The organism is Collinsella sp. HCP3S3_D1 (genome assembly GCF_052064015.1).
Taxonomy (GTDB): domain Bacteria; phylum Actinomycetota; class Coriobacteriia; order Coriobacteriales; family Coriobacteriaceae; genus Collinsella.
In genome coordinates this window covers 11,931-34,390 of the sequence record NZ_JBQHWK010000014.1, presented here as the reverse complement: position 1 = coordinate 34,390, position 22,460 = coordinate 11,931, and the positions used below count along the sequence as shown (strand labels likewise).

The following is a 22,460-nucleotide window of genomic DNA, read 5'->3' as shown; positions in this document are numbered from 1 at the left end:
AATGTGACAAACGGACTGCCCCTTTGTCACATCTGGAGGGCGACGGGGATTTGGATGCAGCAGAAGTCCTCTTGGTGAGACTCGTCGTAGCTCGTGGTGTCCAAGTAGCAAAAGTCAAAGGCATTGCCGATGGGCTGGAGCGCGCGTCTGTCCATGCAGGCCACAATGGCACGAATGCCCTCGGGCTCGTACGGCATGCCCCAGCGGCTCATGCGGACTCGGCGATAACCGAGACGACGGCGAGGACGAGGAAGGCGCGGGGGAACGGATGCGGGATCAGCAGCGACAGCACAAAGGTGAGCGCGAAGATCGAGATGATGAGCGACTTGGCGTCGCGCACGAACTTGAGCATGAACGCATAGGCGATGCGCTCGCCCAGGCCCGACTCCTTGACCGCGCTGGCAATGAGGTAGGAGCCGATGACGAGCCACATGGTGGCCTTGGTCCACGGGCTAAACGTGGAGGCGACCGTCGCCGAGATGCTCGCGGCGCCCGTGTCGTCCACGCACACCTTGAACAGAACGAGCAGCGCGCAGTAGAGTAGGCCCACAAAGCCCGGCTGTGCCACGCCACATGCCCAGAACACCACCGTGGCGAGCGTCAGCGCCAGACAGGTCTGACCGCCGACCGTGAGCTCGACCGTCGAGCTCAACTCCGCCAAAGGAAGAAACTTCACCGGCAAAAAGACAACGATACCCAGCACAAAGCCAATTTCGCGCATGGTGATCTTAAACGCCTTCTTTTCCGCTCCCATCTCCCCACCTTTCTTGTTGGGGCGCTCCGGATTCGCAGCCACGTTGCCGGTTAAAAAGGGGCGCCCGTTATCGGACACCCCTTACGTTGCGCTGTGTTGCGGCAATACAGTCAAGCGGATTTTTTTGGATGGGGAGCGATCTCCTGGACAAAAACCGTCACAACATTCGACGCTTTTCCTCGTTTTCGAGATTTTCGCCGATTGTTGTGACGGTTTGGATGTGGCAACGGGACTGTCCCCATGGGATCCCCTGTCGCCCGCGATGTACCTGAGACCATCTTCGCCTGTATTGCGACTATACAGGCAAGCGCAGCCTGCGACAAAGGGACTGCCTCTTTGTCACATTAGCTTGGCGCTGCTCATGTGCCTGTTCTCGGTGTCATGCTTCAAGCACTTGCTTTTCTCGAAATTCCCTCTCGAAACTAGCTGACTACCCTATCTACACCGTGCAAAAAGAAATCCGCTTGGGCAGCATGGACCTCGACAGTCGATTGATGTTCTATTACGTTTTCGAATTGATATTTGAGCGCTACTTCAAACTGGCCAAGAAATAAAACTTGGCATGCGCCCGGCTTCGACTCTTTAGCAGCCTTCTATATGAAAGGTATCGCCCTATGCAACGCGTACTGTTTATCTGCCACGGCAACATCTGCCGCTCGACGATGGCCGAGTCGGTGTTTACCGAGCTCGTGCGCCGCGCTGGGCGCGAGGCGGAGTTTGTCATCGATTCCGCCGCGACCTCGACCGAGGAGCTTGGCAACCCGCCACACCACGGCACCGTTGCCAAGCTGCGCGAAGTCGGGATTCCCGTCGTTGCCCACCGCGCACGCCAGGTGCGCCGCTCGGAGTATGGCGACTGGGACCACATCGTCTATATGGACGACGAGAACGCGCGTGGCCTGCGTCGCATCTTTGGCGACGACCCCGACGGCAAGATTACGCGCTTGCTCGATTGGACCGAGCGCCCCGGCGACGTGGCCGATCCCTGGTACACCGGCAATTTCGATGCCACGTACCGCGACGTGCTCGCCGGCTGCACGGCCATGCTCGAGCAGCTGTAGGCAAGCGAGGTCGCGGGCCACGCCTTCGGCGCGAAACAAGCGCGGATAATCTTCCACATGAAAAATGATCGTGGGTTTTCTCCCACTTTGAGCGTTCAAGTGCGCTCTAAACGGGAGAAAACCCACGCTCATGAATGTGGCAAATGGACTAGCCCTAGACCGGTTTGACCTCCAGCTTTATCCCCTCGGCGCAGGAGTCGCCCAAAACATCCGAAAGGGCCCAGGTCGCATATAGCGGCAAATAGAGAACTGCTCCGTTGCGCTCAACGTTGCCTCTCGAGAAAACAATCCCGAGCCTTACGCCATATTCAGCCGTATCAAGCACATGACCGAGCGCTGCGTGCGCGTGGTAATAGGAGCCCGATTTAACCTCGATCGGAACAGCCGTCCCATCCGGTCCATCGACCACAAAGTCCACTTCACCGCGCTTTTTTGTCTGATAGTAGTAAAGCTGGCGATTTTGGGCAGCCAGCTGCTGGGCCACCACGTTTTCGTAAATGCCGCCCAGGTTGGGCTCCTTGCTATCAAGATACGCCGCTTGGGCGACTCCAACGGGATAGCGCGCCATCAACATACCCGTATCCGATTGATAGAGCTTGAACTGCGATGGCCGTGCCGTCTTGAGCAGGGGCGATTTTGGCTCGGTTACGATATCGGCTTTGAGAGCAACGCCGGCATCGACAAGCCATACAAAATCTCGCTGATACTTCTCGTAGTGAGCCTTGGGGTCAATGGAATTGAGCACGAAGCGCTTGTTTTCGCCCTCGAGCATAATAGGGAGCTGATCGTAGATGCTCTGCACCTGAAGGGCTCGCCCGCTTGCATACTTGGAGATATCCCGCCGGTACTGTTCATTGAGCTCTGACTGTAGCTGACGAACAGAGGCAAGGTCGCCCTGCGTGTCAAGGAAACGCTGCACGACCTCCGGCATTCCGCCGACAACGGTATAGGTCCTGAAGTTTGCCATCATCGCGTCATGAATGTAATCAGGAATGGGCCTCTCGCTGATACACGCGTCACGTATCGTTTGGCGAGCCCCCTCGCTCACCCCGATTGCCCAGCAAAACTCCTCAAAATCGAGCGGGAACATCCTAAGCTCGTGGACATACCCCACGGGATAGGACCTGACGCCCTTGAACTGAGTCCCGAGCATTGACCCCGAAAACGCCCAACGGCACCTCCCGTCCTCAACAAGGAACTTTGCCATCGTCATGATGTCGGGGGCCTCTTGGACCTCATCGATAAACACGAGTGTTTTGCCTGGCGCAATCGACTTTCCCGAAAGAAGCGTCACCCTGCTGATGAAATCATCGGCATCCCGCGCCTCGAGAAGAGCATCTTTTGCCTGGCGGTTTTCCATGAGGTTAAGCTCGATGTAGGTTGCATGGTTGGCTTTGCCAAATGCGCGAATCGAATAGCTTTTGCCAATCTGGCGAGAACCCGTAATGAACAAGGCCTTTTGCTCGGAAGACTTCAGCCAACGCTCCAGCTCTGCCGCTATTTTCCTGCGCAGCATAGGCTCCCCCTCAGTGTCATCAAATGAAATGCAAAGTTTTATACGCTTAATTATCGATGAAACGCAGAATTTTTAGAACCTAAAATCTGATGAAATGCAGAGATTTGAGATTATAAGCAAAAAAGAAGGGGCACCACCGGCGAATGCGGCAAATGGACTGTCCCTTTGCCACATTGCGCTCAACTACTCGTCGACGATCTCGGCAAGCCAGACGTTCAGCGTATCGACCTCGGGGCAGCAGAACTTTGCCGTGCCGGGCTCGTTGCCGGGCACAGTTCCGCCATAGCGCAGAATGTCGATATAGGGAAAGCCAACGTGACAGGCCATGGCGCACATCTTGCCGCGATCGCGGTCGAAGTCGAAGACGTCGCCCGGTTTGTGACCATGGTGGCAGCAGCACGTCCCCAGCTGGTCCACGCAGCTCACGCGGATACGCGGACGCTTGCCCCGCGGCGCACCGAGCGGCTTGTTCTCGCCCGCAGGCTTGATGCCGCCCTCGCCAGCATTACTCATGGTCAATCACATCCAGGCAGGCCTCGATGGGAAGACCGGCCGACTTGTCCTCTTGGTCGGCATTGCGCTCGATAAGCTCGGCCACCACACGCATGGCATCGGACGTCGCGCGCTGCAGACTCCAACCTGCCATAACGCGGCCGACGAGCACTGCCGAGAACGTATCGCCCGTGCCCGGGAAATAGACCGGAATAAGCTCAAAGGGAATCGTAAAGTACTCCCCCGCCACATGGTCGTAACCGATAACCGCGTTCGTGCCATTGACCACGGTGCTCGTAATGACCACCGACTTGGCACCCAGCTCGCGCACGGCGTCCACAAGGGCGCGGGCCTCTTCGGGCGTAATTTGCTCGGCAATAGGCCTATCGGCAAGCAGGCACGCCTCGGTGTAGTTGGGCACCGCGTAGTCTGCGCACTCCAGCAGGTGCCGCATAAGGCCAATCGTGGACTCGGGCACGCCCGCATAGAGCTTGCCGTTGTCGCCCATGATGGGATCGACGAACACCTTAGTGCCCTTTTGCGCACGGCGGTGACAAAAGTCCGAGATGATGCGCGTCTCTTCCTCGGTCACGATAAAGCCGGTCGAGATGGCGTCGAACTCAAAGCCGAGTTCTTCCCAGATGGCAAGACTCTGACGCACGTACTCCGTGGTGTCGTGGATGTAGAACTTGGGATAGTTGAGCGTATCGGACACAAGTGCCGTCGGCAGATTGTGGATACGGTAACCCATGTGCGACAGCACCGGCAGCATGGCGGAAAGCGCGACCTTGCCGTAGCCGCACATATCGTTGATCAGCAACAGCTGAGTGTTCTTCATGAGAGTCTCCCTTGTTTCGGGCGCAGCGCGGCAGCGCCACAGTGCGACTAAGTGTAGCGCAGGGGACGTTGCGAGCGGAGTCGAGCGGCACGAAGGGCAAATTGTTGCGGAAAGGTTTCGGAAACGAGGGGCTAGCTTGCTTCATTGCGGCTCATTTGCCGCCACTTATTCAGTGCCATTTCAAAACTATGCCGGATTACGGGGCTGAACCTGAATGAGCCAACCACACCCCTTATTTTCAAATCATAGCGAACCTTCTACCTGCGGTTTTCTTTTTACCAATTTCGGCATGGTCGGCAATCCGTCATTCAGCCCCGTAATCCGGCATAGTTTTTAAGTTAGTCGTTGGGGACGTTCTTAAACGACTAGTCAAACAAGAACGTCCCCAACGACTATCCCAACAAGGGCAACGCCGATGTTTTGGCGAAGTCAGCGAAAACCCGCCAGAGTGAGCAAGGTGCCTTGAAACGAGGCGGCATTGACCTTCTGGTCATGCCGCCGAAGTTGAAAGGCAGATTGCCGCTCTGGCGGGTTTGCAGCGTCGAGCCGTTACGGCGTTTGGCAAAACGCCGTAACTATAAGTTTGGTACCTTGACATTGATTTCTCACGCTCCTAAATTGGTTAGGCACAAAACAATTCCACTACCTAACTAAAGAAAGGAGCAGCACTAATTTATGTGCGATGAACCTCTTAGCCTTTGTTCGCACGAGCCCGGCGGCGACCCGTCACAGCCGGCGGATGTACCCGAAGCGGTTAGCTCGGAAGACAAGCTTGCCAAGCGCATCCTCAATAACCTGGGCTTTTGCGGCCATTACATGCATTTTCATGGCGGAGGCGTGTCCGGCAAGGCGCCCATCATCTGCCTACTGGCCAAGCAGCCCGGCGGCGAGATGTCGCAGCAGGAACTCGGCATGCACTTCGGCCTCAAGCCGGGGTCGCTTTCCGAGATCCTGTCCAAGCTCGAGCTCAACGGCCTCATTGAGCGCAGCCGTAACCCCAAGGATCGACGGCAACTCACCATTCGCCTGACCGAAACCGGCCGGGAAAACGCCCGCATCGACCAGGCGGCCCGCATCCGCTTTAGAGAACGGGCCTTTAGCGCGCTTACCCACGACGAGCGCGAGCAGCTCGCCGAAATGCTCGATAAAATCCGCAAAACCTGGGAGGAACTGGATGATTAAAACCCTCATGGGCAGCATCCGCGACTATATGAAAGTCACCGTTGCCACGCCGTTGCTCGTGCTTGGCGAGGTGCTCTGCGAGATGCTGATTCCATTTATCACCGCCAACCTAATCGACGCCATCAAAGACGGCGCCACCGTAGCCGAGATGCTTCCCACCGCGGGCTTTTTGGTGCTCATCGCGCTGACGTCGCTTGCCTTTGGCGCCGCTGCCGGCGTCACCTGCAGCCATGCGAGCTGCGGGTTCGCCAAGAACCTGCGTCACGACCTGTTCTACAAGATCCAGACGTTCAGCTTTGCCAACATCGATGAGTTCTCGACCTCCTCGCTCGTCACGCGCCTGACCACCGATATCAACAACGTGCAGCAGGCCTTTATGATGATCATCCGTATCGCCGTGCGCGCGCCGCTGGTATTGATCTTCGCCTTTACCATGGCGTTTATCATGGGCGGCAGCGTTGCCATGGTCTACCTGGTTATCATTCCGCTGCTGGGCTTTGGGCTGTTCTTTATCATCTTTAAGGTGCGCCCCATCTTCTCGCGTGTGTTCCACAAGTATGACGCCCTTAACGAGTCCGTCGAGGAAAACGTCACCGGCATGCGCGTGGTCAAGAGCTATGTGCGCGAAGACTTTGAGAAGGAGAAGTTCGCGACCGCCGCACGCGACGTCCAGATGGACTTCACCCGCGCCGAGAAGCTGCTCGCCTTTAACAACCCCATGATGAACATCTGCGTCAACGGCGCGTTTGTCGTCATCATCTACCTGGGCTCCAAGCTCATCATCACGAGCCAGGGCACGCTGTTCGACGTGGGCCAGCTCTCCTCGATCTTTACCTATGGCTTCCAGATCCTTATGAGCCTGATGCAGCTGTCGATGATCTTTGTCATGGTAACTATGGCCGACGAATCGGCGCACCGCATTACCGAGGTGCTGGCCGCCGAGCCCACGATCGCCGATCCCGCCGTGCCCGTACGCGAGGTTGCCGACGGCTCCATCGACTTTGACCACGTGAGCTTTAAGTATTCCGCGCATGCGAAGCGCCAGGCGCTCGACGATATCGACCTGCACATTACGAGCGGCGAGACCATCGGCATCATCGGCGGTACCGGCTCGGCCAAGTCCACGCTTGTAAACCTCATCGCCCGCCTGTACGACGCCACCGAAGGCACCGTGCGCGTGGGCGGCGTGGATGTGCGCGACTACGACCTGGACGCGCTGCGCCACCAGGTCGCCATGGTGCTGCAGAAAAACGTGCTGTTTAGCGGCACCATCGCCGAGAATCTGCGCTGGGGCGACCCGAACGCCACCGACGAAGAGGTTCGCGAGGCGGCACATCTGGCCTGCGCCGATGAGTTTGTCGACGGCTTCCCCAAGGGCTACGACACCTGGATCGAGCAGGGCGGCTCCAATGTTTCCGGCGGTCAGAAGCAGCGCCTGTGCATTGCGCGTGCCCTGCTGCGTCGCCCCAAGATCTTGATCCTGGACGACTCCACGAGCGCCGTCGACACCAAGACCGACGCCAAGATCCGCGAGGGCCTGGCGAGCTACCTGCCCAACACGACCAAGCTCATCATCGCCCAGCGCATCAGCTCCGTGCAGGACGCCGACCGCATCATCGTCATGGAGGGCGGCCGCATCGCTCAGATCGGCAACCATGACGAGCTGCTCAAGACGAGCGAGATCTACCGCGAGACCTTTACCTCGCAAAACAGGATGTCTGCCGAGGGCGAAGGGGCCGTCGAGACCGACACCGAGGCATCCGCAACGCAAGCCCAGAACCAGGAAGGAGGCGAGGCACATGAGTAAGGCAACCACCGCCGAGCGCGCGCTCAACCGCAAGAGCGGCACCATGTCGCGCCTCATCAAGACGCTCTTTGGCTTCTACCCCGTGCTTTTGCCCCTCGTCGTCGCCGGCGTGGTGCTCTGCGCCGTCATCAACTCCATCGGCGCGACCTTCCTTCAGAGCGCCCTGCAGATTATTAGCGAATCGTGGCAGTCGGGCGATTGGGAAGCCGCACAGCCCAAGATCGCGCAGCTCGTGACCACCCTCGCCTGCATCTACGGCGTCGGCATCCTGTCCTCGCTGTTCTGGAACCGCACCATGGCCATCATCACGCAGGGCTCGTTGGAAAAGCTGCGCGAGAAGATGTTCAACCGCATGCAGGACCTACCGATCCGATACTTCGACACGCACCAGCGCGGCGACATCATGAGCCACTACACCAACGACATCGACACGCTGCGCCAGATGATCAGCCAGTCGCTGCCCAACCTGCTCATGACGACCATCGTCATCGTCACGGTGTTCTTTATCATGCTGTACTACAGCGTGTGGATGTGTCTGGTGATTATTGCCGGCGTCGCCTTTATGACCTTTATGACCAAGCTGCTCGGCTCCAACTCCGCGCGCTTCTTTATTGCGCAGCAGACCGAGCTCGGCGTGGTCGAGGGCCATATCGAGGAAGTCATGAACGGCCAGAAGGTCGTCAAGGCATTCTGCCACGAGTCTGCCGCCGAGGCCGATTTTGACGAGCGCAACGAAAAGCTCTTCGAGGTCTCGCAAAAGGCCAACATGTACGCCAACATCCTCATGCCCATCCTTATGAACCTGGGCAACCTGCTCTACGTGCTGGTCGCGCTGGCGGGCGGCATTTTCCTGGCGCTGGGCGTGCCCAACCTGAGCATCTCGGGCATGACGCTGTCCATCGCCGTCGTGGTGCCGTTCCTCAACATGACCAAGCAGTTCTGCGGACAGATCGGTCAGATCTCTCAGCAGATCAACGCCGTGGTCATGGGTCTCGCCGGCGCCGACCGCATCTTTGAGCTCATCGACGAGGAGCCCGAGGCCGACGAAGGCTACGTGACGCTCGTCAACGCGCAGGTCAACCCCGAGACCTGGCAGCTCGAGGAGGCCGACCACCACACCGGCATGTGGGCATGGAAACACCCGCACCGTGCAACCGGCGAGATCGAGTACGTGCCGCTGCGTGGTGACCTGGTCATGGATAACGTGGACTTTGGCTATACGCCCGACCACGAGGTGCTGCACGGCGTGTCCGTATATGCCAAGCCGGGCCAGAAGGTCGCGTTTGTCGGTGCCACCGGTGCCGGTAAGACGACCATCACCAACCTCATCAACCGCTTCTACGACATTGCCGACGGCAAGATCCGCTACGACGGCATCAACGTCAACAAGATTCGCAAGTCCGACCTGCGTCGCTCGCTGGGCGTGGTGCTGCAGGACGTGAACCTGTTCACCGGCACTGTGATGGACAACATCCGCTACGGCAACCTGGACGCCACCGACGAGGAGTGCATCGCGGCGGCCAAGCTCGCGGGCGCCGACGACTTTATCACCCGCCTGCCCGACGGCTACGACACCATGCTCACCGGCAACGGCGCGCAGCTGTCGCAGGGCCAGCGCCAGCTGATTTCGATCGCACGCGCCGCCGTCGCCGATCCGCCGGCAATGATTCTGGACGAGGCCACGTCGAGCATCGATACCCGCACCGAGGCCATCGTGCAAGCGGGCATGGATAAGCTCATGGAGGGCCGCACGACGTTTGTCATCGCGCACCGCCTGTCCACCGTGCGCAACGCCGACGCAATCATCTGCCTGGATCACGGCCGCATCATCGAGCGTGGCAACCACGACGAGCTGATCGCCAAGCGCGGATATTACTACCAGCTCTACACCGGAGCGTTTGAGCTGGAGTAGCTCAAAACAGCCCCTACGCTCCCAACGGAGCTCCCCGAGGGAGACGGGGTGTTTACTCCGTGCTCAAACATTCTCGCTTCGCTGCGAAACTGCGCGCGGAGCAAACACCCCCGTCTCCCTCGGGGAGCGCCTGCGCACACGGTCTTTTCTCGCAGCCTGAAAAGAAGTGGTGAGGCCCTGGCCGTTTGGCCAGGGCCTCGTTTTGTAAGGAGGGACTCCACCGTCTCCCGTCCGCAGTCCCGTAGCTAAAAAAGCCCCGTCCCAAAAAGACTGCTTTGGCAGAACGTCGGGTGGTATCCTTGGTAGCCCTGTGCTGCAAACGCACCTTAAACGCAAGGAGTCCCATGAATCTTATCGCCCAGCTCGCCCGCGAGCTCAACCTTCAGGCCGCCAACATCGAGGCAGCCGTCAAGCTCATCGACGAGGGCAACACCATCCCCTTTATTTCGCGCTACCGCAAGGAAGCCACGGGCGGCATGGACGACGTCGCCCTGCGCGCACTCGACGAGCGCCTGTCCTACCTGCGCAATCTTGAGCAGCGTAAAGAGGACGTCATCCTGCTCATCGACGCCCAGGGCAAACTCACGCCCAAACTCGAGCAGCAGATTCGCGAGGCCACGCAGCTCCAGCGTGTCGAGGACCTCTACAAGCCCTACCGCAAAAAGCGCATGACTCGCGCGCAGAAGGCCCGCGAGGCAGGCCTTGAACCGCTCGCCAACATGATCATCATGCAGGCCTCGGCCAAGGGCAGCGCACTCGACGCCGCCGCGGCATACGTCAACGAGGAGGCCGGCTTCGACACGCCCGAAAAGGCGCTTGCCGGCGCGGCGGACATCGTGGCCGAGACGGTGGCCGAGGACCCCGAGAACGTCGCCGACCTGCGCGCCTTTACGCAGAACACCGCCGACATCGTCGTCGAGGCCACCGACCCCACCGAGAAGACTCCCTACGAGCCGTACTACAGCTATGACGAGCCGCTGCGCCGTATTCCCAACCACCGCGTGCTGGCTATCGACCGCGGTGAGCGCGAGGGCAAGCTCCGCGTGCGCGTGAACGTCGACGGCACTGCCGCCACGGCACGCCTCGGCAGCCGTTGGCCCCGACGCCAGGGCGTGTTTGCGCCCGTCTTTGATGCCGCCATCGCCGACGGTTACAAGCGCCTCATGGCCCCCTCGCTGGAGCGCGAGGCCCGCGCCAAGCTCACCGCCCGCGCGCAGACCGAGGCCATCAACGTCTTTGCCAAGAATCTCGAGGGCCTGCTCTCGGCACGCCCCGTACACGGCGCCCGTGTGCTCGCACTCGATCCGGGCTACCGTACCGGCTGCAAGGTCGCCGTCATGGACGAGACCGGCAAGCTACTCGACCACGGCGTGGTCTACCCCACCAAGCCGCGCCACGACGTCGCCGGCACCAAGCGCGAGCTCGCCCGCCTCGTCAAGAAGGACGGCGTCAACACCATTGTCATCGGCAACGGCACCGCCAGCCGCGAGACCGAAGAAGTCGTCTCGGAGTTCATCGCCGAGCAGGCGCCTGGACTGCGATACACCATCGTCAACGAGGCCGGCGCATCGGTGTACTCCGCCTCCGAGCTCGCCAGTCAGGAATATCCCGACCTGGACGTCACCGTGCGTGGCGCCATGAGCCTGGGCCGCCGCCTGCAAGACCCGTTGGCAGAGCTCGTCAAGATTCCGCCTCAGTCCATCGGCGTTGGCCAGTACCAGCACGACCTTGACCAGGCCGAGCTTTCGCGCACCCTGGGACATGTGGTGGAGGACGTCGTCAACCGCGTGGGCGTCGACGTAAACACCGCAAGTGCGAGCCTGCTGGGATACGTATCGGGCATCACGCCGAGCGTAGCCAAAAACATCGTGGCCTACCGCGAGGAGAACGGCGCCTTTACCGATCGCCGCCAGCTTAAGAAGGTCCCCAAGCTGGGGCCCAAGGCATATCTCAACGCCGCGGGCTTCCTGCGCATCAGCGGCGGTAAGAACCCGCTCGATGCGACGAGCGTCCACCCCGAAAGCTACGAGGTGGCCACGGCCGTCCTGGAGCGTGCGGGTGTGGCGGCAAGCGAGCTCAGCCGCGGCGGCGTGCCCGACATCGAGCGACGCATCGGCAGCATCTCGGCGCTGGCAAGCGACCTGGACTGCGGCATCCTCACGCTCATCGACATCGTCAACGAGCTCAAGAAGCCCGGCCGAGACCCGCGCGACGACGCGCCCGAGGTGGTCTTTAGCCGCTCAGCACTTTCCATCGACGACCTGGAACCCGGCATGGAGCTCAAGGGCACGGTGCGCAACGTCGTGGACTTTGGCGCCTTCGTCGACGTGGGTGTGCACCAGGACGGCCTCGTGCATATCTCCAAGCTGGCCAACCGCTTTGTCAAGCACCCCAGCGACGTGGTGCGCGTCGGCGACACGGTCAAGGTGTGGGTCGAAAAGGTCGATCGCGACCGCAAGAAAATCTCCCTCACCATGGTGCAGGGCAAATAGCCGCCAAAGCGGACGTCCCCCTCTTCGCGGCGTGCAAAATTGCGAGTATTCAGCATCTCCCGATAGCCCCGCGGCGCTTCAGAGGGCCATAAAAGCAAAAACGGCCCCCGTTTTGGCGTTTTAGGGCCAAAACGGGGGCCGTTCCGCGCTTCAACCAGATGGTAAAAGTCTTTACCATGCTGAAAACTCGCGATTTTGCACGTCGCTGCAGGGGGTACCCTTGCTTAGGGCAGAATATGGAAACCCAAAGCGGCGATATCCTTGGCAAAACCGCGTACGGTATCGAGCGAAACCTCGTACGGGTCACGGCCGATGTTCTTGCGCTTGGCCAGGATGCTATTTGGCACCGTGATAATCTGGCAACCGCAGGCCTCAGCCTGGTAAATGTTGATGAGCTCACGCGTGGACGCCCACAGGACCTCGCAGTTGGGCTTGGCGGCGGCCTTCTTGACCGACTCCGTCATAAACGGAATGGGATCGACGCCGGTATCGGCGATGCGGCCGGCAAAAAGCGAGATGATGGACGGCGTCTCGGCGTCAACGGCCTCGACCATCTCATCGACCTGCGTAGGCGTAAAGATAGTGGTGACGTTGACCTTGATGCCATCGGCCGAAAGCTTGCGGACCAGCTCGGAGGTGGACTCGCCCTTGGTGGTCACGCATGGAATCTTGACGTAGACGTTCTCGGCCCAGGTAGCAATCTCGCGGGCCTCGACCTCCATGGTCTCGACGTCGTCGGCAAAGACCTCAAACGAGACGGACACATCGGTGATGTGGGCCAGAACCTCCTTGGCAAACGCGCGGTAATCCGTCACGCCACCCTTCTTCATAAGGGACGGGTTGGTCGTGAAACCCTGAACGTTGCCGTTCTCGTACATGTCGAGCATGCCCTCGAGGTTTGCACCGTCAGCGAACACCTTGATTGCCATCTGCCTGATTCCTTTCGTTTGCATACGGCCGATAAACTGCTAAACACTTTACCTACGTTTATTAAGGCGTGAACTGCGGTTTTTTATCTTCTCGGCGAACGGTATAAACACCTCAGTGTTTGGATTGATAAATCGATTGAGCATGCATAAGCAAAGAGTCGCAGTTTGAGCAAACGTCAGAACGCGGGATTCATTAGATAAGGCCGAAATGCTGCATCGCTGTGACGGTGCCGTCGTGTGCGACATCGTCGGTCACGTAGTCGGCGACCGCCTTGACCTCGGGCATGGCGTTGCCCATGGCGACAGCCGTCTCGACCGCAGCGAGCATGCCCAGGTCGTTGCCCGAATCGCCAAAGCCAAAGGTGCGCGCATTTCCTTCGCGGCCCAGATACGCCAGCGCTCGCGCCACGCCCACGCCCTTGTCAATGCCCTTGGGGCTCAGCTCGCGATTCTGACCACCGGTGTTGCACAGCTCAAACTCGCGATCGATAAAGCCGTCATCGTTGGCTACGCGAGCCAAACTGGGCACACTGAGGCATACCTTGCCCACGCGCAGACTGCCGTCGACGCGCATTTCCTCGGTGCTGTGCACCACAGAAGTGCCGATCAGAGACGACTGCTCAACGCCCACAGGCTCCAGGGCAAAAGTAGCCACGTTGGTCTCGAAAAAGGCCTCAATCCCTGCCGCGGCCATACGGCGCGCAAGCTCCTCGATAACGTCCTCGTCAAAGCAGTCCTCGTGTACCACGCGTCCCTCGACCTCGAGCGTGGCGCCTGCCATGGCCACGACGCCCGCGGGGTCGAGCGCACGCAGGCTATCGGCGATAAGCCACAGGGGGCGACCCGTGCAGATAAATGCCTTGTGCCCTGCATCGCGCAGTGCACGGAACGCCTCAACCACCGTCTGCGAGGGGCGAACCGCCGAAAAGTCCTTATCGGTCATATCGTCGGGATCGAACGACGTCAGCGTGCCGTCCACGTCAAAAAAGAGCACGGCGGAATCGGGGCACGCATCAATCATATGGGTTCCTTTCGGGGATAAGGGCAAACGAAGCATCCATCATATAATGGAGCGACGCAACCAGAGAGGTCACCCATGGAATTTTACGCAAGCTGCCCCGAGGGCTTTGAGTCCGCACTCGCCGATGAGCTTAAACGCCTCGGGCTTTCGCATGTCCGCCGGCTGAAGGGCCGCGCTACGTTTGAGGGCGAGCTCGAAGAAGGCTACCGCGCCTGTCTGTGGTCGCGCCTGGCGAGCCGCGTGTTCGTGGTTCTTGGGCGCTTTGAGGCGCAGGATGCCGACGAGCTGTACGATAGCGTTTACGACATCGCCTGGGAGAACATCATCCGTCCCGGCGCCACCATCGCCATCACCGCCCGCGGCGTGACCGAGCAGCTGCGCAACACACGCTTCTCTGCCTTGCGCGCCAAGGACGCATTGTGCGACCGCCTGGCCGAAACCACGGGCCGTCGCGCCGATGTCGATGCCGCCGATCCCGATGTTCACCTGCTGCTTTCGCTGCGTCAGCGCCGCGCGAGCATAAGCCTGGACCTTTCGGGCGACCCGCTGTTCAAACGCCTGCCGCCCGCAGCGACCCGCGCCGGCGAGGGCGCGCACGTGCTGCGCCCCGACTACGCCGCCCTGGTGCTGGCGCAGGTCGGCTGGACCGCACTATGCGAGCGCAAGTTGACGGCCGACGATTACGAGAACGAAGCCCTGCCCACGCTGATCGACGCCTCGTGCGCCGGCGGCGGTCTGCTGCTGGAAGCCGTGAACATTCTGACCGACCGCGCCCCGGGCGCTGCACGCGAGCGCTGGGGCTTTGAGGGCTGGCAGCCGCACGACGCCGCCCTGTGGGAGCAGCTGCTTGCCGAGGCACGCGAGCGCGAGGCGGCGGCGCGCGAGCGCCAGGCGCGCATCGTCGCCGTGGACATTGACCCCGCTGCCCGCAAGACTGCCGAGCGCATGGTCAAGTGCGCCGGCTACAAGCGTTTTGTCGACTTTTGCGCTGCCAAGCCAGCCACCGTGCTGGACCATGCAGGCGCTGTCGCCGGTGCCGCCGTGGTCGCAGACACCACCGAGACACCGCTTTCGCTCATGCACGACGCCATGACGCTGGTCGGCGAGCTGCGCCGCGCGCCCGAGCTTGCCGCGGCGCCGGTCGCCGCGCTCACCCGCGATGGATTGCTGGCCCGCTCGCTCCACGCCGAGCCCGAGCGCTCGATCGCCGTCATGCCCAACAACGAGGAGGCGACCGTCGAAGTCTGGCCGTCGCTCGACCACGCCGCCGCAGCGTTTGAGGCTGCGACCAGCGCAGATGCCGAGGCCGAGGTTGCGGATACCAACGAAGTCAACGACAAAGCCGCCAGCACCCCCATGCCCGAACCTGCCGCCAAACTCGACCTGGGCGACGGCAAGCCGCTGCCCGTGCTCATCCCCGAGTCCGAGCAGTTCGCCAACCGCTTGCGCAAGAACGCCCGTCTGCGCCGCAAGTGGGCAAAGCGCGAGGGCGTGAGCTGCTACCGCGTCTACGATGCCGACCTGCCCGATTACTCCGCCGCCATCGATCTATACGAGGGCTGCCCGCAGACGCCGGGCCGCTGGCTCGTCATCGCCGAATACGCCGCGCCCAAGACCATCGATCCCGCGCTTGCCCAGGCCCGCATGCTCGACATTCTGGCCATCGCGCCGCGCATCCTAGATGTTCCCGCCGAGCACGTGCACGCCAAGGCCCGCATGCGTTCGCGCGGCGGCTCGCAGTACGGCAAGCAGGGCGCCGGCAAGGGCGGCTCGGGCGAGCGCGCCAATATCGCACACCGTCGTCTGCCGCTCATCGAGGAGGGCGGCCTTACCTTTGCCGTCAACTTTGACGACTACCTGGACGTCGGCATCTTCTTGGATCACCGCGTCACCCGCAACCTGGTGCGCGAGCACGCCAAGCAGGCGCGGCGCTTTCTCAACCTGTTCGCCTATACCGGCACCGCTACCTGCTATGCGGCAGACGGCGGCGTCGAGGAAACTGTGACGGTCGACCTCTCCAACACCTACCTGGACTGGGCCGAGCGCAATATGCGCCAGAACGGCTTTGTTGGTCCGCAGCATCATTTTGTGCGCGACGACGTGCTTGCCTGGATTCGCGTCCAGCGCCAGACGCGCAACCGCTGGGACCTGATTTTTGTCGATCCGCCCACGTTTTCGAACTCATCAAAGATGGGCCGCCGCACCTGGGACGTCCAGCGCGACCATGTTGAGCTTTTGGCCGGCGTATCGCGCCTGCTCGCACAGGGCGGCCACGCCATCTTTAGCTGCAACCTGCGCGGCTTCCGTCCCGAGACGCGCAAGCTCGCGCGCGCGGGCGTCGTGCTAGAGGACATTACGGCGCAGACCATCCCCGAGGACTTTGCGCGCAACCAGAAGGTGCACCATTGCTATATCGTGCGCCGCCTGCCCATCGAGGACGCCATGGCCGAAGTCGGCTTTAGCGCCGAGGAGATTGCAGAGCGAACCGAAGAGCTGCGCAACCCCGAGGCCCGCAAGCCCCGCGCAACGGCGCCCGCGCACGGGCAGGCCGGAGACCGAGGGTCGCGCGGCGACGGCAAGCCTGCCTGCGCCGGCAAGCCCAAAAAGAAGAAGTTATACGCCAGCAAGCCCAAGGGCAGATAAACCAAGTTGCGGTGGAATACGGACTGTTTTGCCTGGAATTAGGCAAATTTAGACCGTATTTCACCGCAACTCATATTGGGATGGTGGTTGGCGATCTAGCCTTGGGTGACCAGGCGATAGCCGATACCCACGTGCGTCTGGATATAGCGCGGATGCGCCGGATCGGACTCGATCTTCTTACGCAACGTGCCCATAAAGACACGCAGGCTCGCCAGGTCGCTCTTAGTTGCCGTGCCCCAAATCTCGTGCAGGATAAACTGGTGCGTCAGCACCTTGTCGGCGTTGTGCGCCAGCAGGCACAAGAGCTTGTACTCGATCGGCGTCAGATGCAGCTCCTCGCCATCCATCGTGGCGATGCCGGCATCAAAATCGATATGCAGCTCACCGGTATCGAACGAGCCCTCGGAGGCAACGCCGCCCGTTTGCGCATACGAAAGGCGCCTGAGCGTCGTGCGAATGCGCGCGAGCAGCTCCTCGACCGAAAACGGCTTGGTCAGGTAGTCGTCGGCACCGGCATCGAGTGCGCGAATCTTGTCCGCATCCTCGCTGCGCGCCGAAACCACAATGATCGGCATGCCCGACCATGCGCGCACCGACTCCACCACCTTGACGCCGTCCATATCGGGCAGGCCCAGATCGAGCAGCACAATACTCGGTGCCTGCGATGAGGCGGCGGCGATGGCGGCATGGGCGGTCTCCACGGCCATATGGCGCAAGCCGTGCGACTCGAGCGCGGCAACGATAAGGTTGCGGACGGCGGGGTCGTCCTCAACGACCAAGATGAGCGGTTTCATGGCAGAGTTCGACACAGCGTTACTCCTTATCAAACGAAACGTCGGCGGCGGGAAGCCCAATCGTAAAGACCGAGCCGTGCGGGTCCGCCGCGGCAACCTCTATGCTACCGCCATGCGCCAACATAATGGATCGACAGAGCGAAAGTCCCAAGCCCACGCTGCGATGGCTATCAGCCAAGCCATGGTTGACAGTGTAGAACGATTCAAAGATCCGGCCCTGCTCCTCGGGCGCAATACCGGGACCGTCATCGGCGACGGAACATGCCACCTGTCCATCGTTCGCCATAATCGAGATCACGATATGCGAGCCCGACGGCGTATAGGCAATAGCGTTGTTCACCAGGTTCACTACCAGCTGCACCATCAGGCGCGCATCGACGTTGACGAGCGCCGGCTCGTCGCACGGCACCACCTTAAGATCGTGCTCGCGTACGGCCGGATTCACGTGGCGCAGCGCCTCCTCGACGATATCGTCCATGAGCTCGAGCGTGGTCGACAGATGCATGCCGCCGCCCTCGAGCTTTGTGATGGCGAGCAAATTCTCGACGGTGGCGTTGAGCCATTGCGCATCCGAACGAATGGAAAGGAGCATGCTGCGGCGCGTCTGGCTATCGAGCACGGCCGTGCCGGTCGAACCCTGGTCGAGTAGCACGTCGGCATTGCCCGAAATGCTGGTAAGCGGCGTGCGCAGATCGTGCGAGATGGAGCGCAGCAGATTGGCGCGCAGCTGTTCGTTTTTGGCGAGCACCGCCGCCTCCTCGCGGGCCTCCATGGCGCGGGCGCGATCGAGTGCCAGCTCGCCTTCGCTCACGATGGCGTCGGCAAGTGTCCGTTCCTCGTGCGTCAGCACGTCGGGCTCGGCAACGATAGCCAGCACGCCCACCACCGAGGCGGGGTCGCCCGAGCGCACGAAGCCGTCGCCCGTGCAAACCGTCAGGTAGATGCCATAAAACGCCGAGCCGCCATAGGTGGCATCGAGCGGCGTTCCCACATAGGCGGACGCCGAGAGCCGCGGCGGCATCTGGGGCGTCAGCTGGTGCACCGGCGAGGCGTCACCCACGGCCGTGTACGTCGCACGCGGCAGCAAGTCATCATCGTCGGCGTCGGCGCTGTACCACACGACCGGACAGCCCGAAAGACGCGCCAGCTGCGTTGCCATGGCATGCACAATCTGCTGCTGATCGGGACACCGCTGCAGCATGCGGTTGGTCTCGAGCACCATATGCGTGCGACGGTCGCTGGCGGCAGCCTGTGCCAAGGCGCGGCGCAGGGCCAACGCAATCGAGCTCGACACAAGCGAGACCACAAACATGATGAAGAACATGCCGGGATAGACGCGGTCGATAAACGATAGCGAGCAGCGCGGGTCGACAAACAAGAAGTTGTAGAGCGCTACGGCGGCAGCCGAGCTCAGCAAGCAATACAGGCGGCTCCAGGTAAAGAATGCGCACAGCTGCACGGCGAACACATAGACGATCATGATGCTCGGCGCGAGACCAGGATGGTCGAGCAGCGCACCCACAATCGTCGCCGCGACCAGCAGCCCCGCCGATACGCAGGCGTCATACAGAGGGCTGCGACGTGTCAGCGTTGTGCGCCGCCACCAAAAGCTATCGGCAATATCGCCGTCCGCACGGACGTCCATCGGCACCCCGCCCCTCTCTTAAAAACAAAAACCACCACAGAGGGGACAGCACCTTTGTGGTGGTTTCCCTTGTGGTGGTTCCAAGTGTATAGCCTTTGCAGTCTGCGGTCGTTAGACAAACAGCACGTGCGCGAGCAGGGCACACACTCTTGTCCATCGAAGGCCAACTCCATGCAACCTGTCGGCGACTACGGGCGCTCGTTGGGGGCCAGGCGCCGCATCTTGTTCACAGCCTTGAACTTGGTGAACAGCGGCACATACTCAAAGCTCACGTTGGAGTTCTCCAGGCCATACCAGCGCGCCGGCGTACCGGCAAAGCGGCGGATGATGTACTTGAGCGTGATGGCCGTGCGCTCGCTCGGCTCCACGTCACTCTCGGGCGCCAGGAGCTTGCGGATCATGACGAACTTAAACGTGCCGATGTTGCCCGGATCCTTGTAGACCGAGTAGTCATGCATCTGCGGCGGCAGCTCGCCAGTGGCGGCCAGATCCTGAACAACCTGGCGCAGGTAGGCGTTCACGCGCTGGTTAACCTTGTAGCCCAAGTACAGATGCACGCGGAAAACATAGTCGGTGCCAAACGTCTCGACCGAATAGGCAAAGGTATGCGGTTCGTCCATGGTCTCGACGTTCACGAACCACCAGGCGCGGGCGCGCTTGGGATGCTTGTCCAGAATCGAGTAGACGATATCGCGGTCGATGTAGTCGGTATTGGTGTCCTTGGTCAGGTACACGATGTTGTCGCTCATAAGCTCATAGCGATCGTCGTCGCGCAGGCGCTTGAGCTGCGGCAGATAGCTGCGCAGCGGCAGCAGCGTAAACTGACGCCGCTCGACCGCCGTGCCGTTGTACCAGCACAGCATAACGCCCATGATGAGCATGGCCATAAGAATAGTGAAATAGCCACCGTGGAAAAATTTGGTGAGCGAACTCACAAAGAAGAAGCCCTCGAGCATAAGGAAGAACGCAACGAAGATATACGGGACGACCTTAAGGCCGCGATCAACATGCAAGTAGAAGAAGAGCAGCAGCGTCGTGCACATCATGGTCAGGGTGATCGCCAAGCCGTAGGCGGCCTCCATGTGCGCCGAGCTCTGGAACAGCAGCACCACGATGACGCAGCCCACAAGCATGACGTTGTTGACCATGGGAATATAGAGCTGGCCCTTGGTCTCGGCAGGGTAGAAGACCTGCATGTGCGGCATGAGGTCCAGGCGGCTGGCCTCGGACACCAGCGAGAAAGCGCCGGTGATGAGCGCCTGCGAGGCAATGATGGCCGCGACGGTGGAAAGGCCGACGGCAAAGGGACGCAGGCCCGGGGTAAGCATCTGGTAGAAGGGGTTGAGGTCGGCGATACCCATGAGCTCCGGGTTGCCGGCGTTGTTGATAAGCCACGCGCCCTGGCCCATGTAGGACAGCAGCAAGCAGCACTTAACGAACGGCCAGGTTGCGTAGATGTTGCCACGGCCCACGTGGCCCATGTCGGAGTAGAGCGCCTCGGCACCGGTGGTGGCGAGGAAGCAGCTGCCCAGAATCATGATGCCCGCATGGTTGTTGGGGCTCAACAAAAAGGCGATGCCGCGCACCGGGTTGAGGCACAGCAGCACGGCGGGGTGCTGGAAGACAAAGAACAGACCCGTGCCGCCCAGGAACAGGAACCACAGCGTCATGATGGGGCCAAAGGCGTGGCCGATCTTGGCCGTGCCGATGCGCTGCACCAAGAAGAGCGCAATGATGATGGCAAGCGTGATGGCCACGACGCGGGCCTGATCGTCGCCCAGCACGGCATGGACTGCCGGAATGGTGCGCAGGCCTTCGATAGCCGTAGTCACGGTAACGGCAGGCGTGAGGATGCCATCGGCGAGCAGTGCCGCGCCGCCCAGCATGGCGGGGATGATGAGCCATTTGCCGCAGCGCTTAACCAAGCTGTACAGAGCAAAGATACCGCCCTCGCCATGGTTGTCGGCGCGCAGCGAGATGAGCACGTACTTGACGGTCGTCAGCAGCGTGACCGTCCACACGACGAGCGAGAGCGCGCCGAGCACGAACTCCTCCGTGACGCTTCCGATGCCGCCGTTGCCGGCAACGAGCGCCTTGGTTACATACATGGGGCTGGTGCCGATATCGCCATACACCACGCCCAGCGTGACGAGCATCGCCGAGATGCTCACAGGAATCGCAGCGTGCGAGGCTGCCTCCTTGGCCTTTTGTTCCATAAGCCGGTTTCCTCCCAACTTTAACGTTCGAGGGGATTATAGATAATCGTCCCATGTTTTAATGCACTGTTTTCCCAGCTAGATAAACATTTATACGGCCTTTAGGCCACCGCGGCGATATGGAATGCGACAAAGGGACTGTCCCTTTGTCACATTCGTCATTTTCCGAGCCAGTTTTTGAACCACCACTCCATGGATCGGCTCATCTCGGCCATAAAGGGGCTCGTGTGCTTGCGGGTGTAGATATCCACGACGCGCTCCCCCACCTCGCGGGCATGCGGACGGAACATCGCGTCCATCTCGGCCACCTGCGCATCCATGGTCGCGGCATCGGCGCGGCGATAGCGCTCCTCGTGCACCAGGTTCACCACGGGATGCGCAATCGCCGGGCGCTCCTTGCGGGGCGTGCCGATGATGAGCATCGACAGCGGCATGGTATAGGGCGGCAAGTCCAGCAGCGCAGCAACTTCCTCGGCGTTCTCGACGACATCGCCGATATAGCAGCTCCCCAGCCCCAGGGCCTCGGCGGCGACCACGGCGTTTTGGGCAGCGATCACGGCATCCTGCGCCGCGATGGCAAAGTCGCCTAAACCCGGCGCGCGGCGGGGCGCCTTGCCCGTGCGCTCGACAAACTCGGGCTCAAAGCAACCCACGTGCTCAAACAGATCGATCCACTTGGCATAGTCGACCACAAATATAAGTGCCCAGGGCGCCTTGGCGATCATGGGCTGGTGGTCGCACAGGTCGGCCAGGCGATCGAGCGTTGTCTGCTCGCGGATACTCACGATGGAATACATCATCATGGCGCCTGCCGACGGCGCGCGGCTCGCCGCATGCAGAATCGCCGCCCGCTGCTCGTCGGTCACCGCTACGGGACGGTCGTTGTCATCGCGCGCAAAGGCACGCGTGGACGAACGGTGCTCCAAAATGTCCAGCACCGCATTGCCCGTGGTCTCGACCGGATAGCCGCCCGCGCCCATGCCAGCGCCCACGTCGCCCGCACTCGTCATACAAACCTGCTCGTTCATCGCCTTAACCTCGCCATTTCTTTAGGAAGCCTTTACGTTTCCGTGTAATTCCCGTCCATTATCGCGCAGGTCGCCACTACATTGCGCCACACCGCCACACATGCGCGCTAATATGGCTGGTTGTTGTGCG

17 protein-coding genes are annotated in these 22,460 nt (G+C 61.0%); 6 read left to right on the top strand and 11 right to left on the bottom strand.

Annotated features, from left to right (window positions below):
• Window positions 1-26 precede the first annotated feature (26 nt).
• Entirely contained in the window at window positions 27-212 is a 186-nt protein-coding gene (locus ACTNDJ_RS06160; protein ID WP_441083452.1) for a hypothetical protein, read from the bottom strand.
• Window positions 209-754, bottom strand: coding sequence for an anion permease (locus ACTNDJ_RS06155; RefSeq protein WP_441083451.1), 546 nt, complete (start codon window positions 752-754; stop codon window positions 209-211). Before ACTNDJ_RS06155 ends, ACTNDJ_RS06160 begins: the two co-directional genes overlap by 4 nt.
• A 614-nt stretch (window positions 755-1,368) precedes the next feature.
• On the opposite strand from ACTNDJ_RS06155, the gene ACTNDJ_RS06150 reads away from it, so the two are divergent.
• Window positions 1,369-1,815, top strand: a complete 447-nt coding sequence (locus ACTNDJ_RS06150; RefSeq protein ID WP_441083450.1) for a low molecular weight protein-tyrosine-phosphatase — start codon at window positions 1,369-1,371, stop codon at window positions 1,813-1,815.
• Window positions 1,816-1,969: 154 nt separating this feature from the next.
• On the opposite strand, the gene ACTNDJ_RS06145 is transcribed toward ACTNDJ_RS06150, so the two are convergent.
• The 3 genes from ACTNDJ_RS06145 to ACTNDJ_RS06135 form a co-directional block, all read right to left on the bottom strand.
• Complete coding sequence (locus ACTNDJ_RS06145; RefSeq protein ID WP_432317693.1) at window positions 1,970-3,331, bottom strand: ATP-binding protein; 1,362 nt, start codon at window positions 3,329-3,331, stop codon at window positions 1,970-1,972.
• Window positions 3,332-3,514: 183 nt separating this feature from the next.
• Window positions 3,515-3,844, bottom strand: a complete 330-nt coding sequence (locus tag ACTNDJ_RS06140) for a TIGR04076 family protein (protein WP_441063893.1) — start codon at window positions 3,842-3,844, stop codon at window positions 3,515-3,517.
• Window positions 3,837-4,661 (bottom strand): PfkB family carbohydrate kinase, encoded by an 825-nt coding sequence (locus ACTNDJ_RS06135; protein WP_441048922.1) that lies wholly within the window; start codon window positions 4,659-4,661, stop codon window positions 3,837-3,839. The genes ACTNDJ_RS06140 and ACTNDJ_RS06135 overlap by 8 nt, the downstream gene beginning before the upstream one ends.
• Window positions 4,662-5,336: 675 nt before the next feature.
• Here ACTNDJ_RS06135 and ACTNDJ_RS06130 point away from each other — a divergent pair.
• From ACTNDJ_RS06130 to ACTNDJ_RS06115, 4 genes are all read left to right on the top strand, one after another.
• Window positions 5,337-5,843, top strand: coding sequence for a MarR family winged helix-turn-helix transcriptional regulator (locus ACTNDJ_RS06130; RefSeq protein WP_441048921.1), 507 nt, complete (start codon window positions 5,337-5,339; stop codon window positions 5,841-5,843).
• Entirely contained in the window at window positions 5,836-7,650 is a 1,815-nt protein-coding gene (locus tag ACTNDJ_RS06125) for an ABC transporter ATP-binding protein (RefSeq protein WP_441063892.1), read from the top strand. Before ACTNDJ_RS06130 ends, ACTNDJ_RS06125 begins: the two co-directional genes overlap by 8 nt.
• The gene (locus ACTNDJ_RS06120; RefSeq protein WP_441063891.1) at window positions 7,643-9,562 is read left to right on the top strand and encodes an ABC transporter ATP-binding protein; all 1,920 of its coding nucleotides are present in this window, start codon (window positions 7,643-7,645) and stop codon (window positions 9,560-9,562) included. Before ACTNDJ_RS06125 ends, ACTNDJ_RS06120 begins: the two co-directional genes overlap by 8 nt.
• Window positions 9,563-9,906: 344 nt before the next feature.
• Complete coding sequence (locus ACTNDJ_RS06115) at window positions 9,907-12,054, top strand: Tex family protein (protein WP_441063890.1); 2,148 nt, start codon at window positions 9,907-9,909, stop codon at window positions 12,052-12,054.
• A gap of 224 nt (window positions 12,055-12,278) precedes the next feature.
• Here ACTNDJ_RS06115 and ACTNDJ_RS06110 read toward each other — a convergent pair whose 3' ends face one another.
• On the bottom strand, window positions 12,279-12,983 hold the full coding sequence (locus tag ACTNDJ_RS06110) for a transaldolase (protein WP_441041423.1): 705 nt from the start codon (window positions 12,981-12,983) through the stop codon (window positions 12,279-12,281).
• 193 nt (window positions 12,984-13,176) lie between these two features.
• Entirely contained in the window at window positions 13,177-14,004 is an 828-nt protein-coding gene (locus ACTNDJ_RS06105; protein ID WP_441063888.1) for an HAD-IIB family hydrolase, read from the bottom strand.
• Between the two features lie 75 nt (window positions 14,005-14,079).
• On the opposite strand from ACTNDJ_RS06105, the gene rlmKL reads away from it, so the two are divergent.
• A complete protein-coding gene (gene rlmKL / locus ACTNDJ_RS06100; RefSeq protein WP_441063886.1) occupies window positions 14,080-16,647 on the top strand; it encodes a bifunctional 23S rRNA (guanine(2069)-N(7))-methyltransferase RlmK/23S rRNA (guanine(2445)-N(2))-methyltransferase RlmL in 2,568 nt (855 codons plus the stop codon).
• Between the two features lie 95 nt (window positions 16,648-16,742).
• Here the strand turns inward: rlmKL and ACTNDJ_RS06095 are convergent, their stop codons facing one another.
• The 4 genes from ACTNDJ_RS06095 to ACTNDJ_RS06080 all read right to left on the bottom strand — a co-directional run bounded on the left by ACTNDJ_RS06095 (window position 16,743) and on the right by ACTNDJ_RS06080 (window position 22,330).
• Entirely contained in the window at window positions 16,743-17,456 is a 714-nt protein-coding gene (locus ACTNDJ_RS06095; RefSeq protein WP_441063885.1) for a response regulator, read from the bottom strand.
• Between the two features lie 4 nt (window positions 17,457-17,460).
• A complete protein-coding gene (locus ACTNDJ_RS06090) occupies window positions 17,461-19,086 on the bottom strand; it encodes a sensor histidine kinase (protein ID WP_441063883.1) in 1,626 nt (541 codons plus the stop codon).
• Window positions 19,087-19,274: 188 nt separating this feature from the next.
• Entirely contained in the window at window positions 19,275-21,302 is a 2,028-nt protein-coding gene (locus ACTNDJ_RS06085; protein WP_441063882.1) for a KUP/HAK/KT family potassium transporter, read from the bottom strand.
• Window positions 21,303-21,460: 158 nt separating this feature from the next.
• Window positions 21,461-22,330, bottom strand: coding sequence for a nitroreductase family protein (locus ACTNDJ_RS06080; RefSeq protein WP_154517858.1), 870 nt, complete (start codon window positions 22,328-22,330; stop codon window positions 21,461-21,463).
• Between the last annotated feature and the right edge of the window lie 130 nt (window positions 22,331-22,460).